General features: G+C 43.9%; 10 protein-coding genes. 3 read left to right on the forward strand and 7 right to left on the reverse strand.

Annotation, left to right across the window (positions count from 1 at the left end; genetic code table 11):
* Positions 1-68: 68 nt before the first annotated feature.
* The 5 genes from JFC08_RS10795 to JFC08_RS10815 all read right to left on the reverse strand — a co-directional run bounded on the left by JFC08_RS10795 (position 69) and on the right by JFC08_RS10815 (position 6974).
* Positions 69-1856, reverse strand: a complete 1788-nt coding sequence (locus tag JFC08_RS10795) for an ABC transporter permease (RefSeq protein WP_244656506.1) — start codon at positions 1854-1856, stop codon at positions 69-71.
* Entirely contained in the window at positions 1853-3160 is a 1308-nt protein-coding gene (locus JFC08_RS10800) for an ABC transporter substrate-binding protein (RefSeq protein ID WP_198330691.1), read from the reverse strand. Before JFC08_RS10800 ends, JFC08_RS10795 begins: the two co-directional genes overlap by 4 nt.
* Before the next feature lie 51 nt (positions 3161-3211).
* Positions 3212-5398 (reverse strand): FAD-dependent oxidoreductase, encoded by a 2187-nt coding sequence (locus tag JFC08_RS10805; protein WP_198330692.1) that lies wholly within the window; start codon positions 5396-5398, stop codon positions 3212-3214.
* Positions 5399-5658: 260 nt separating this feature from the next.
* On the reverse strand, positions 5659-6063 hold the full coding sequence (locus JFC08_RS10810) for a hypothetical protein (RefSeq protein ID WP_198330693.1): 405 nt from the start codon (positions 6061-6063) through the stop codon (positions 5659-5661).
* Between the two features lie 377 nt (positions 6064-6440).
* A complete protein-coding gene (locus tag JFC08_RS10815; protein WP_198330694.1) occupies positions 6441-6974 on the reverse strand; it encodes a DUF2058 domain-containing protein in 534 nt (177 codons plus the stop codon).
* 297 nt (positions 6975-7271) lie between these two features.
* On the opposite strand from JFC08_RS10815, the gene JFC08_RS10820 reads away from it, so the two are divergent.
* Both JFC08_RS10820 and JFC08_RS10825 read left to right on the forward strand, forming a co-directional pair.
* On the forward strand, positions 7272-8135 hold the full coding sequence (locus JFC08_RS10820; RefSeq protein WP_198330695.1) for a universal stress protein: 864 nt from the start codon (positions 7272-7274) through the stop codon (positions 8133-8135).
* A 124-nt stretch (positions 8136-8259) separates the two neighbouring features.
* The gene (locus tag JFC08_RS10825) at positions 8260-8928 is read left to right on the forward strand and encodes a cupin domain-containing protein (protein WP_198330696.1); all 669 of its coding nucleotides are present in this window, start codon (positions 8260-8262) and stop codon (positions 8926-8928) included.
* Between the two features lie 182 nt (positions 8929-9110).
* Here the strand turns inward: JFC08_RS10825 and JFC08_RS10830 are convergent, their stop codons facing one another.
* The gene (locus tag JFC08_RS10830) at positions 9111-9851 is read right to left on the reverse strand and encodes a siderophore-interacting protein (RefSeq protein WP_198330697.1); all 741 of its coding nucleotides are present in this window, start codon (positions 9849-9851) and stop codon (positions 9111-9113) included.
* A 101-nt stretch (positions 9852-9952) separates the two neighbouring features.
* A complete protein-coding gene (locus JFC08_RS10835) occupies positions 9953-12166 on the reverse strand; it encodes a TonB-dependent siderophore receptor (RefSeq protein WP_198330698.1) in 2214 nt (737 codons plus the stop codon).
* A gap of 355 nt (positions 12167-12521) precedes the next feature.
* Between JFC08_RS10835 and JFC08_RS10840 the strand changes: the two genes are divergently transcribed.
* Positions 12522-14024 carry a PepSY-associated TM helix domain-containing protein gene (locus JFC08_RS10840; RefSeq protein ID WP_198330699.1) on the forward strand — a complete coding sequence of 501 codons (1503 nt, stop codon included), beginning with the start codon at positions 12522-12524 and terminating at the stop codon, positions 14022-14024.
* The last annotated feature ends 57 nt before the right edge of the window (positions 14025-14081 follow it).

The raw sequence follows: 14081 nt of genomic DNA on the forward strand, positions 1-14081 counted from the left end.
GTTGTTTTTCAAAATCAGTGCTATTTAGAATCAGTGCTCTTCAAAACGAATGTATTTCAAAAAACGTTTTAACGGCTGCTATTTTTACCACTTTTAAAGAAGTACTTTGGCAATACCCACGCCAATATAAACCCAACTAAGGGTAGCGCCATTTGGATGATGGCATACACTGCACTAGTGCGTCTACTGGCACCATTAGCGAGGGTTACGGCTTCTGTGGTGATGGTGGCGATACGTCCGCCGCCTGCTAATAATGTCGGCAAATATTGACCGAAGCTAATCGCCAAACCAAGAGCGATAGCAATTAACAGTGGCGCAAACAGTTGTGGTAATTTCACCTGCAAAAATACTTTGGCTGGCGTCGCACCAAGGCTTGCCGCTACATGAGCAAAACGAGGGTCTAGACGTCGATAACTGCTAGCAAGCGATAAAAATACATAGGGCAGCACAAAGAGCAGATGGGTAAATGCCACATTAAAAAACGCCGTTTGGTTATTAACCAGTTGCTGTAGCCATACTAAGCCAAATAAAAAGGCAATGCTGGGCACTAACAGCGGCAAATAGATAATTAAACTGGTAAATTTTGAAAGTGGCTTTTTACTTAATTGCTCCGCTTCTAAACACAATAAAGTCAGCACAATGGCAAATACGGTACTCACGATACCGATAGCAACGGTATTAAATAACGGCGTACACATTTGCGTAAAGGCGCTTTGAAAATGTAATAACACCAACTGCTCTGGCAATACGGCGGGAAAGCGCCAAAAACCAGCCACTGACCACATTACCAGCCCAATGAGCGCTAGCAAGATAAAGCCAATCACCACAGCGGTCAACGCTGCGGTGGTTTTTTGCCATAGTGCATCGGCATAGTTGCGCTTGCCATTGACCAACGTACCATTAAAACAAGTTTTAAGGATTCTCTCAGCGCCTAGCCATAAGGCGATTAAACCACCCGTCAACGCCAGCTGTAACAACGCGCCTGCCGAGGCTTTTATACGTAAGTTTAAATCAACATCGTTAAACCATTGCATGATAGTGACCGCCAGTGTTGGCGGCGTGTTCGGACCCAATATCAATGGCATCTCTATGCTGGCACTGGCATAGGCGAGCACGGCTAAGATAGGCAAACGTAAAAAAGGATAGAAGACAGGCAGTACCGCTTTAAAAAAGGCAGTAATGGGGTAATAGCCGAGATTTAGCGCAACTTTATACTGCTGACGTAGCTTTTTACCAAGCTCTGGTTGTGCCAAAGCACCTAGCGCCATTAATAATAAAAACGGCAGCTCTTTTAAGGTTAAACCCAAGATAATACTGATGCCGTAGGGGTCATGCGGAAACATCCCGCCTGGCGCCAACTCCCAACCGCTTAGCCACGGTGAAATAAGGCGTGAAAACATACCAGAAGGCGCAATTAAAAATCCAACCGCGATGGCTGCCGCTGCATGAGGAATGACCAAGATTGGGCTCAATAAATGCTCAATACGGGTCAGCCAAACGCTATTAAAAAACGCCGCCAAAATCATTAAGGTCATGACAAAAGCGAATAGCGTGCTGATTAATCCAGTAGCGATGCTTAACGCTACCATTTGGGTAAGACCAGACGTCTGCCAAAGATCGTTAAAGCCTTGTAGACTAATGATCGTTTTCTCAAGTGCGGGCACCCAGCTAAAGGCAGGTAACAGCACGCTGAGTAAACCACCGAGTACTGGTAATATTAGCAGTAGCAGTAAGAGTCTCGGACTTAAGGAGACGATGCGTGTAAATAGGTCTGTTTGATAAGGCGTTTTCATGCCAGTTTTTGTTGCAAAATCGACGTTTTTCTTAGCCGTTTTATTATTAGAATCTTCACTCATGGGCTGACCCCATAGCGTGTTTGCCAGCCTTGCATAATCGCATCAACCCAGCTTGGATGTGGTTCACTCACGGTGCGTTTGATGCTATCAAAGGGCAGGGCGCTAGGGTGTGGTTTATTGTCTTTAAATAGCGCTTGTTGTTCAGGATTGAGCGTAGAGGGGACGAGTACAGTTTTATCACCCCATACAGCAGGCGTTTGCTTTTTTGCTTGTGCTTCTGGGCTCAGCAAAAAGTTTGCCACTAGCTGCGCGGCTTGTGGATGGCTGGCATTATAAGGAATCGCCACAAAATGGGTGTTGCTTAAGCTGCCATCACTCATTGCGTAGCTACGAATGCTCTGGGGTAAATCATAACGCTGCACGGCTGCGGGTACTTCAGGTGCAGAAAAAGTAAAGGCCAAGCTAAGCTCGGTATCATCGACCAAACGCCGCATGTGCGCGCCCGTTTGCACAAATTGCTCACCCTTACGCCATAGAGTTGGATGTAAATCATCTAGAAACGTCCATAAAGGGGCTAGTATAATATCTGTATTTTTCTCAGTGGCTGGCAGGTTGAGCTGTGCCTTGGTATTTTCGCCTGTCTTAGCATCATGTTGCTCGTGTAGCATGACTAAGGCATATTTTAAAAAGCTCATGCCTAAAAAGTCAGGCGGCTTTGGATAGCTAAAGCGTCCAGGATTTTGCGCTGTCCAATTAATCAGCTGATTTAAAGTGGCTGGTGGCTTATTCGTTGATAAACTATCGTAATAAAAGGTCAGCGAGGCTTGTCCCCATGGCGCTTCCATACCATTGGTCGGTACACCAAAATCAAAGCTAACGGCAGGATTATTCTCTGGATCGGTCAATGCAAAGTTAGGCAGCTTGTTCGCCCATTGTTTCAGTAGTAATGAATTCTCACTCATGGTGGCAAAGTTGGCACCATTTATCCAGATGAGATCAACGCTGCCTTTATCATTGTTATTGGCGGACTTTTCTGCAAGTACACGACTGACAGCTTCACTGGTGTCGCTCAGTTTGACATGAACCAAGTTAATATTATATTTATCATCGACTTGCTTGGCGGCCCACTGTAGATAGGCATTGATCTGCGGGTCACCGCCCCATGCATAAAAGTAGACGTCTTGGTTTTCCCCTTGCGCCTCTATTTGCTGCCAAGATGATAAATTTTGATTAAGGTTACCAGTAGTGGGTGAGGCAGTGCTTGCTGATATACCAACACAAATGCTAAGCGCCATAGCGTAGGCGCTATAGCGGCTTAGATTTTTTAACGTGGTCAAAGCTGGTAGAGATTTAATAACGTACATTTAAGTTTCCGTTATGATGATATGTTTTTAGCGCAGTGAATAAAAATCCAACTAACCTCGACGCCATGTATGGTATTTCTCAAGCCAGTTTAATACCGTTTCGGGCGCATGATTACGTTTCCATTCACCAGCAGCGTACTTATTAGCCTCTGCCCACGTTGGATACATATGGATAGTGCCGAGTATTTTATTCAGCCCTAAACCGTGCTTCATCGCCAGTATGAATTCTGGCATTAAGTCCCCAGCATGCTCAGCGACGATGGTCACGCCAAGTATTTTATCTTTGACTTTAGGAGTAATGACTTTGATAAAACCATGATTGGCACTTTCCGTCACCGCGCGATCTAAATCTTTAAAGTCGTAGCGGGTAATCTCAAAGTCGATGCCTTTTTCAATAGCCTCTTGCTCATTTAAGCCCACGCGTGCGACTTCTGGATCGATAAAGGTTGTCCAAGGAATCACGCGATAATCTACTTTAAACTTCTTTAGATGTCCAAATAAACCGTTTACGGCAGCGTACCATGCCTGATGGGAAGCCACATGAGTAAATTGATAAGGGCCGACGACATCACCTGCGGCGTATATATTGGGGTAGAGAGTTTCTAAATAGTCATCCGTCTCGATGGTACGTTCCGTTTCGATGCCCAAATCTTCAAGACCATAACCTTCTAAGCGAGCACTACGTCCAACGGCACAAAGCAATTCGTCATATTCAATCGCGATTTCTTGCTTGTTTTGATGGTCTTGCTTAACGGTACTGTCGCCTTGCGCTTCAACGACAATGAACTTTTTACCATTGTGAGTTTCACAGCGCATCGCTTGATGCGAGGTTAAGATATTCACACCACTCTCCACGAGCACTTTCTGCGCAAATTCTGAGACTTCAACGTCTTCTTTTTTCATCAGACGCGCGCCTCTTTCGATCTGGGTCACATCGGAGCCTAAGCGGGCAAAGGCTTGTGCCAGCTCAGAGCCGATTGGCCCGCCGCCAAGGACCACCAGCTTTTTCGGTGCTGCTTCTAATTCGGCAAATTTATTCCATATGGTGTCGCTGGTCACATAACCCGTTTCTTCCAAACCCGGCAAATCTGGGATAAATGGCCGCGCACCAGTAGCGATAACAATGGAACGTGCGGTGAGTGTTTGCGTGCCGCCATCGTTTAGCGCAATCTCTACTGTCCACGGGTCGATGAATTTGGCATAGCCTTTTAATACTTCGACACCCAAGTCCGTATAACGCTCGACGCTGTCATTTGGGGCGATGTCAGCGATGACTTTATGGATGCGGGTCATGACGTTCTTAAATGAAAATTCTGGTGGTGTATTCTCCAAGCCGTAACGCTCAGCATGGCGCATTTGTTCTGCCACTTTTGCGCTTTTAATGAGGGCTTTACTGGGTACACAGCCATAGTTTAAGCAGTCACCGCCCATCTCGCCCGCTTCGATTAAGGTTACTTTTGCTCGGACGGTCGCCGCGATATAGCTAGTGACTAGCCCGCCAGCACCTGCGCCAATCACGATCATGTTCCGGTCGAATTTTTTAGGTTTGCTATAGTTTTTATAGACGCGGCGTTTTTTTAGCATATTTAATATCCCTTTTGCTATTAATGGGAAAAAACCTAACAACGCAAATGAGACGATTAAATTAAACGATAAAATCCCCGACAAACTGTCAATTTGCGCCAGTTGTGTACCGGCATTAACGAATACAAAAGTGCCCGCGAGCATACCGATTTGGCTTACCCAATAGAATGTCCTCGCTTTAATCGCGGTGACACCCATCAATAGGTTAATTAAAAAGAAAGGAAATATCGGCACTAAGCGTAGGGTAAATAAGTAAAATCCGCCTTCTTTTTCAACGCCAGCATCAATGGCTGCTAAGCGCTCAGGAAAGCGCTGTTTAATCGTATCACGCAGTAAATAACGTGAGGTTAAAAAGGCGAGTGTCGCACCAATACTGGAGGCAAATGAGGCGACCAATAACCCTTGCCATAAACCAAATAATGCGCCAGCTGCCAAGGTTAGGATAGCGGCACCCGGTAAGGATAATGCGGTGACGACGACATATAGCAAAAAGAATCCACCGATAATCAATAATGGTGATTGCATTTTATAGTCGTTAAATTGCGCCATCGACCCTTTTAAGCCGTCAAGCGTCAATAATTGATTGAGGTCAAAGTAGAAAAAGCTTGCTGCTAATATTAATATTAACAGTATTAACAATATTCTTTTAATCATAAAATATCCGGCTAAGTAGTAGAGCGAAGGCTAAAGTCATCGTCATTCTTTTATGATTAAGAACCTTGACCATGTTAGTGGTAATGACAAGTTAGTGGTAACGATAATTGCGTTAAGTTTTTTGCATGGTTTGTGCATTTATATACAATAAAACAGCTAACTTAGTAGTCTTCATAGTATAGGGCTTGAGTTTCGGAGGCTAGTATTTATATTTTTGCATGTTCAACCCAGCCCAATCTAACGATAAACATGACTGATGTTTAGGCTAAAGAAACTTTTTTGCCCAAGGTTAAGGTATCCCAATCTCTCATTAAGAAAAGCGCCAAACACGCAGCCAACATCGGCCATGCTGCAAAGAACAACAAGTTATCAAAAGGCTTGAGGTATAAGCCGAAGGTTGAGAACGTCGAAATCGCATGAAGTAGTAAGATAATGCCGTAAGTCCAAGTTTTGAATAATCCTGTGACAAACAACAGAATGAGGATGAATTGAGCCGCGCCAATGACATAGAAGACGCTGTCGCCTATACTTTCAAAACCATAAAAACTAGAAAAGACGCCTGCGGCATGATCAGGATTAATAAGCTTATCTAAAGTCCAGACTAAAAAAACAATGAAAATACCCAGTCGAAGCAATAACAGTGAAAGAGGGAGATGTTTTGGCATAAGTTATTTCTTCTTAATAAGCGTTAAAAGTGAGTGCAAAAGAGCTTGGCAAGTCTAATCAATGAAATATCTGGCAATGACTACTATTGTCAGGCAGTAAGCATGAATAAAGTGTTTATTTTGAGTGATTACTCAAAATTAGACAAAATACTAACGCTCAGTAAGTCAATAAACCGCATTGTAGTTGTTATTGAATGGTTGTTCAAGTTCGTAGCCTCAAGCATGCTACTGTTCCAGAGCATCGTTACGTTTTTCAACCAAAGCAGCAATGCTAGGTTAAAGGTGGTCGCTTTTCGTACAATAAAAAGCCCTTCATAGACTGATATAGTCCATGAAAGGCTTTTCGCTGACATCATAAGTATGATGAAATTAAGCGGTTACCACATCAAGTCGTCTGGAATCACATAGGCGGCATAAGGATCATCTTCTGCCAGTACTTCTTCTGACGTATCGTTAGACACAACCATGAAGCCCTCCATTTTTGCATCGATGCGATCTGCCAACGGACGAGGAAGGAGTGCATAGCCTTCTTCTAAGCGTGCAATCACCACATGACCGGCGACGATTTGCTCATATAGTTTTTGAGTGACAAAGATTTTTTTAACCTTAGCATTATCGACAAATTGATAATTGACATCGCCATTGGTATCGGCAATCTGATGCTGCTTAATCATTTGAACGATATTGGCCTTGAGCATCTTCTCTTCTAAAATACGTTGCTTTTCTTGATTGAGCTTTTGATCTTTCTCTAGTTTTTTCGCTTGGGCTTCTGCCAACGCTTTTTTCGCTTCCATGCTTTCTGAGTCACCAGTACGCTTGGCATGCTGAGTCTGCTTGCTGATTTTCTTGGCTTTTTTGCTATCCACCAATCCCGCTTTTAATAACTGAGCCTGTAGGGCATTTTTTGCCATAATTCCATCACCTAGATAAGGATACTTAAATCATAAATGCTAAAAAACCATTGTAGCAAAATTCGCTACGGCATGTTGTTAGACGATGACAAGACTTTTTTTAATTATGGTAGAAGTGGACACACATCGCTGGCTGAAGCCATTTAAATTGGTTATTATCAAGGCAGTGGATACGCTTTTTTTGCCGTTATATTTTTTGGTAACCATGTTTTTTGGTAACTATGTTTTTCGGTGACCATATTTATAGTGGGCATAGAAAGCTGTATAGGATTAAATCGTTAAATTTAAGGACGGAATATGACAACATCACAGCACATTTTAGCCTGTATAGACGGCTCGGCAGTGACTGAATCGGTTTGTGACTATGCAGCATGGTATGCCAGTAAGTTAAATTTACCCGTAGCGTTGTTGCATGTGAGTGAGGTTCCAGCCTCGACCAGACGCGATTTGTCAGGCGCAATAGGAGTCAATAGCCGCCAGTTTTTATTGGATGAATTGACACAGTTAGACGAGCAAAGAGCGAAGGTGGTGAACAGTTATAGCAATGCTTTGGTACAAGACGCAAAAAGCCATATCCAAGGTAACTTTACTCAGGTCGATATTCGTATCTATCAACGTCGCGGCAAGCTGTTACCTGCCATTGAGCATTTTAAAGCAGAAAATCGTGCCATCGTCATGGGACGCCGAGGTGAAGATCACAAAAGCAGCCGTATTAATATCGGTAGCCAAATCGAAACCGTTGCCCGCGCATCTGACGTTCCTATATTGATTTGCTCAGAGACGTTCAAAGAACCCAGCTCATACATGATAGCTTTTGATGGTAGCAAAACCGCTATTAAAGCAGCATGGATGGTTGCGAGGAGTCCTGTGCTAAAAGGATTACAAGGTCATATCGTCATGATAGGCAATCATAACGACGCGTCAAAACAAAGTTTAAGCGCCGCAGCGGCACAATTGGAGGACGCAGGTTTTAGCGTCGCGGCACATCATTTATCTGCCTCCGATGCCGTCGACGGCTTGTTAAGGTTTCAGGTAGAAAACCACATTGATATGATGGTGGTGGGTGCTTACGGGCATTCGAAATTGCAACAATTATTTCTTGGTAGTACCACGACAGAAATTATCGCCAGCACGCTATCTCCTGTGATTTTAGTACGTTGAAAACTCGGTAAGGTTTATAATAGCGAGGTGCAATCATTGCGCCTTTAGCTGTCGATAACGTTCAGTGAGCATATCTGACGTTTGCTAAAGGATCATCTCATCATACTATTTTTGGACATGGTTTATGCTTATTAATGCAGACTTTACTCGCCGCGCTGCCCTTATACCTGAGCAACACCAGTGGATTAAGTCACCACAAAATGGGGTAGAGCGCGTGATGCTTGACCGTGTGGGTGCAGAAAAAGCACGTGCCACTAGCCTTGTACGCTATGCGCCCAATTCTTATTTTCCGCATCATCTACATCCGGGTGGTGAAGAGATTTTAGTATTGTCAGGTACTTTTTCTGCAGATGACAAACATTACCCAGCAGGTTGGTATTTGCGCAATCCACCGACTTCAGGACACAAGCCCTATAGTGATGAAGGCGCAGTGATTTTCGTCAAGCTACGTCAAATGCCAGTTGATGAACCTCATTATGTAGCTATCGATACTAAAGATAAGGCCCATTGGCAACAGCAGGGCAGCCGTGATGTTTGTCCTCTATTCTCAGGTGATAATGAGCAAGTGAGTTTGCAGCGTATCAAGGCAGGCGAGTTACTGTTTAATGAGGTAGTCTGTGATGGTGCAGAAATACTGGTGTTAGCAGGCGAGTTGATAGATGAGGGTCAAGTTTATCAGCGCAGCGGCTGGATACGTCTGCCAGCAGGTGAGCATGCGCAAATACAGGTAGGATATGAGGGAGCTACAGTGTATCTCAAGACAGGGCATTTAATGCAAGTGATAGGGTTGTAAGGAACTTAGCAATAACTGATTATAAGCAGTCAGCTGCTCAGATTTTAAAATTTCACTATGCTGTTATTTAGCCAATAAAGGTAGATAAGCATTGGAGTAATGATTAATAACGCAAAATTTATCAATCATTACTCAAACCGCTTTTAAAACGGTTCAAAAATACAACCCGTCATTGCTTATCATTATATACTTTGGGCATCCTCTCGTTTGACAATTTTATGCTGGTCTTCTGTACTATCGACTTTCCAGTAGCTAGACACATATAAATGCGTCTTTGGTACTGCGCGCTCAACTTTGAAGTACTGACGTAATGCTCGCATACTATGAAACTCACAAGCCGCCCAAACCGCAGGCTGTTCCTCAAGCCAAGTAAGCGTTTTAACGCGATTAAGTAATGGGCTAGTTTCTGCATTTGGATGTGCATTTATCACCCAATGAATGTCAACGTTGTCTGGCTTTTCGATTAGTTGCTTATCTGCTTCAGTGGTAATCTCAAGGACTGCATAGCCGTGTGCGTCAGCAGGTAGCTGGGCAAGATTGACGGTAATTGCCGGCAGCGCTGTCATATCACCGATCAATAAAAACCAATCAGCCTCATTGTTAATCAGCTTCTTTGGTCCAGGGCCGCCTACTAATATTTGCTCGCCCACTTGGGCGTTACGTGCCCATGTTGAAGCAGGGCCTTCTGTCTCATGCAACGCAAAATCGACATCTATTTCGTCATCACGTTGAACGCTGACGGTATAGGTGCGCATCAATGGTCGAGCCTCATCGCCTTGAGGGAATATCAGCTTAATGTATGCGCTTTCTTGATCTGCCGGAAAATCAGTCAGTCCAGCACCGCCAAGCGTGACACGGCACATATGTGGCGTGAGGTATTTACTGCCAATCACATCTAGCATTCTTGGGGTAGGTTTTGCCATATTAATACTTTCCTTTATTTAACTGTTTCATATTTTTAGCCCATTTATTAGATTTGGTTGAGATTGAGGACATTCTCTAGTAATGGTAAGTTCTACATTGCCTAAAAATTGGCTTTTAGGCTGACGGACATTTGGCGCTCAGGTCCCATCCAGCAATTGTTAATATCATAACAAGCGCCGACATAGGTCTTATCAAAGAGATTGTTGATACTCGCGCCGACAGTGAGCATCGGATTGATTTGATAATTGCCACCGATATCTACCAATGCCACGCTTGGTAATTCGTCTGAGTTTTGCTTATCAAGTTGCATACCGCCTTCATAGCGCACGCCAGCATTGAGACTGAGCTTGTCAGTAGCGTAATAATCTGTCCACAATGTTGCCTTGTGCTTAGCCGTTTGCGCAGGGGTATTGCCAACCACATCAGGGTTGAATTCATCTTCTGTAATTTCAGCATCGGTATAGCTGTAGCTTGCCGCGACATCTACCCAGTCGTTGAGCATGTGGCTGCCTGATATCTCAAAGCCTTTTGATTCAATTTCACCAGTTTGAACTTTTTGTTGATAATTAGATGGGTTCGTCACTATGACATTTTTTTGAGTGATATCAAATACCGCAAGCGTGCCTTGTGTGGCGCGATTGGCAGAGAGATATTTGACACCAGCCTCTAGCTGATCGGCAGTCGTTGGCTTAAATGGCGCATTGGTAATAAAGTTACTACCGACCACTGGCTGAAACGACTGCGAGTAGCTTGCATAAGGAGATAGACCATTATCAAAGTCATAAATGGCTGCGAGACGACCACTGGTTTCTGACGCATCATTGTTAATTGTTTTTTTATTATAAATGACGCCTTTAGTGGCTTCGGTTTGCTCAGTACTACTGTCAAAATTATCGTGACGTAAGCCTGCTACTACTGTCAAATCTTGCCATTTCATCTCATCTTGTACATAGAACCCAAGTTGGCTTTGTTCGATGTCTTCGTCTTGACGATAAGCCTCTAAAGGCAACGTATCAGCATTGATTTGTGAGTAATCTGGATTGGATAAGTCAAGATTTGGCGTGCCATCTGCGCCAGCATCATAATAAGTGGCGCTACTGTCTGTCTCTTGATACTCAACGCCAAACAGTAGGTTATGTGAAGTATTAGCAGTATCGAATTTATAAGCTAGCTGATTGTCTGTGGTCCAGTTGCTCATGCTCTCATCGGTGGTGTAGGCCACGCGATTTAGTATCTTATCACTACCGCTTACAAACCCGCTGTTGTACATATTACGCTGCTGCGCGTCGGCGTCGGTATAGCGCAGAATGTGTTTAAAGGTGAGCGTATCATTGATGTCCCAGTTCACCGTGACACTCGGCATGAGTACTTCTTTGCTGAAGTGATTCCACTCATCGCCGGCATAGGCATCACTGCCCAGTTTGCTATAGCTGGCATGGTAGACAGTGCCAACGGCAGGCAGTGGGGTGGAGGGCACCATTTCTGGATCATCTTGATAAAACAGATTGGCAAGAACGGACACATCTTTTGTCGGTTGCCATTGCAGTGACGGATTGATCAGTGTGCGATCTTCTTCTGTGGTTTGCATCTGCCCGTCTTTTTGTCGTTTTAACGCCACCAGTCGATAATTGAGCGTGTCTGAGATAGGTCCTGTCGTATCGACCGCCACTTCTTTTAGGTTTTGATTACCCACTCGCAACTGCACCTCAGACGCTTGAGTGCTTTTTGGGGTTTTGGCGACTTGATTGACCATGCCACCTGGAGATGCATAGCCATAGAGTGAGGATGCTGGCCCTTTGACCACTTCGACTGCTTCTGTTGCGTAGATATCGACTTGCGGCATCAGATTCCAAGCCCCATCGTAGGGCAGTCTTAATCCATCGTAAAAATTGGAGTAAGTTTTAAAACCGCGAATATTGTATTCATCAAAGATGGACACGGTACCGCGACTCTCAGTACTTACCCCTGGCTCATAACGTAACGCTGCATTGACACTATCTGCTTGACGTTTTTGCAATAGTGCTTGATCGATTCTCGTATAGCTCATGGGCGCATCATTAGGATCTAACGCTGTTTTGGTGCCCGTACTACGGTAGTTGTCGGCATAGACAGTAATGGTATCCAGGGTGGTCGATGGTGTCACGGTCTCATTATTATTAACATCATTATCGACGTCGTTCTCAACACTGTTTTCGATGTTATTCGGTATCGTCTCAGCATAAGCTGCATGGCTCAAACCCATTGCCAATCCCAGTTGCACCGCGAGAGTTAAACGTTTTTGACGAATGGATGTAGACGTTGAGACAAAACGCATCATATTTCCTTGTAAGTTATCAAATGCCGAAAGCGAAAGAAAAGGAATAATAACATTAATGATTATCATTATCATTAAAAATTTACAAACAAAGCGTTCTTAGTAAGATGTCGAGTGAAGTAACCCCATTTTTAGCCATTAAGATGACTATGATGCAAACATGAAAATTGAAGAAACGCCCCAATATGACGATAATTTTTGACTATAAGCAATGGTGTTTACAAGGCTTTTCTCGTATGATGCAGCCGTCTATTTGGAATCAACTTTTAGATCAACAGGCAGACAGGATTTATTACTACTATTAATAGGTCTAGGTCGTTCATTGAGCAACCAAAGATTGTTAAAGGTCATATTTATGAACAGACATACAAGTCAATCAACCAATACTCAACGCTATTTTACGGTATGGCGTTGGCATTTTTATGCGGGAATGTTTATAGCACCTTTCTTAATTATCCTAGCTTGCAGCGCACTTGGCATGCTGTTGATGTCTAACATTGCAGGTCGTGATGACGATAGCCTCACCATTACCACCCCAGATTCAGCGGTGACAGCACCTATTTCTACGCAAGCTAAAAACGCGTTAAACGCTTTACCTAACAGTACACTGGTGAAATATATCGCGCCTCGTGATACGGACACCGTTGCCTTGTTTCAAGTTAAGTCAGCCAGTCATGAGAATATGGTGGCGGTGAATCCTTATACGGCTGATATCGTCAAAAGCACGCCGACTAATAGTGGTCTGTACTATACCTTTAATGATATTCATGCTGATTTACTATTGGGTAAAGTCGGTGACTATATCCAAGAAACCACTGCCTCATTAACCATCTTAATGATTTTAACGGGTTGGTATCTATGGTGGCAAAAACGCAAATCACTCAAAGCCATGCTTATACCCAATCATGCTGTAAATAATAAGAAAAAACGCTCATTCATACGTACCATTCATGCGACATTGGGCAGTTGGATATCTGTGTTGCTACTGTTTTTCTGCATTTCAGGCATGGCGTGGGCCGGTATTTGGGGAGAGCGAGTCGTGCAGGCATGGAGTCAATTTCCTGCGGGCAAATGGGGCGTTGCGCCAATGCCGCTTTCTATTGACCATAGTCAACATCATGTTGGTATGGATATGAATAACGCTGAAGTCACGCCGCACGTTCATGGAGCAACAACAGCCACAGCACCCACGCATGGTGATGCACTAAATACGGGTAGTACCAAAGATGTGCCTTGGGTGCTTGAATTGACACCAATGCCAGCATCTGGCACTGTCGCTGGCAAGAATGGTATCGAGTCCAATATACCGATTATGATCGATACTGTAGATCGATTTGCCCGTGAGATTGGTGTTGTCGGACGTTACCAATTAAATCTGCCACAGGGTAGTACGGGCGTCTGGACGATTAGCCAAGACTCAATGAGCTATGATATGAAAAATCCAATGGCTGATCGTACGGTACATATCGATCGTTATTCGGGCAATATTTTGGCAGATATCCACTTTGATGATTATAATGCTTTTGGCAAATTTATGGCGGCAGGCATTGCTATTCATATGGGGACGCTTGGATGGTGGAGCGTATTGGTCAATGCTCTATTTTGCTTATCGGTTATTGCTATTTGTGTGAGCGGTTACATGATGTGGTGGCAACGCCGTCCACGTCATGCCAGTGAAAAGGTTGGACTGAATCCACCAGCGCGTGGTCTCAGTTTTTCTATATGGTGGCCTTTTGCCATTCCTTTGTTAGCAGTGGCAATCATATTCCCGACCGCCATCATCGCGATTATTGCTATCGGATTACTAGATTTCTTAGTCATTTCACGGGTTGGGTTTTTACAGAAACTATTATTTTAAAATTAAATAAAATAAGAGAGCCATTCAAAAAGTCATTTTTATCTAAATAAAATCGGG

The organism is Psychrobacter cibarius, from assembly GCF_016107535.1.
GTDB classification, from domain to species: domain Bacteria; phylum Pseudomonadota; class Gammaproteobacteria; order Pseudomonadales; family Moraxellaceae; genus Psychrobacter; species Psychrobacter cibarius.

What these genes read in the sequence shown, in the direction of transcription:
- JFC08_RS10795 (WP_244656506.1), bottom strand. Translation starts at nt 1,856, where the DNA reads ATGAGTGAAGATTCTAATAATAAAACGGCTAAGAAAAACGTCGATTTT.
- JFC08_RS10825 (WP_198330696.1), top strand. Translation starts at nt 8,260, where the DNA reads ATGCTTATTAATGCAGACTTTACTCGCCGCGCTGCCCTTATACCTGAG.
- JFC08_RS10820 (WP_198330695.1), top strand. Translation starts at nt 7,272, where the DNA reads ATGACAACATCACAGCACATTTTAGCCTGTATAGACGGCTCGGCAGTG.
- JFC08_RS10840 (WP_198330699.1), top strand. Translation starts at nt 12,522, where the DNA reads ATGAACAGACATACAAGTCAATCAACCAATACTCAACGCTATTTTACG.
- JFC08_RS10815 (WP_198330694.1), bottom strand. Translation starts at nt 6,974, where the DNA reads ATGGCAAAAAATGCCCTACAGGCTCAGTTATTAAAAGCGGGATTGGTG.
- JFC08_RS10830 (WP_198330697.1), bottom strand. Translation starts at nt 9,851, where the DNA reads ATGGCAAAACCTACCCCAAGAATGCTAGATGTGATTGGCAGTAAATAC.
- JFC08_RS10800 (WP_198330691.1), bottom strand. Translation starts at nt 3,160, where the DNA reads ATGTACGTTATTAAATCTCTACCAGCTTTGACCACGTTAAAAAATCTA.
- JFC08_RS10810 (WP_198330693.1), bottom strand. Translation starts at nt 6,063, where the DNA reads ATGCCAAAACATCTCCCTCTTTCACTGTTATTGCTTCGACTGGGTATT.
- JFC08_RS10805 (WP_198330692.1), bottom strand. Translation starts at nt 5,398, where the DNA reads ATGATTAAAAGAATATTGTTAATACTGTTAATATTAATATTAGCAGCA.
- JFC08_RS10835 (WP_198330698.1), bottom strand. Translation starts at nt 12,166, where the DNA reads ATGCGTTTTGTCTCAACGTCTACATCCATTCGTCAAAAACGTTTAACT.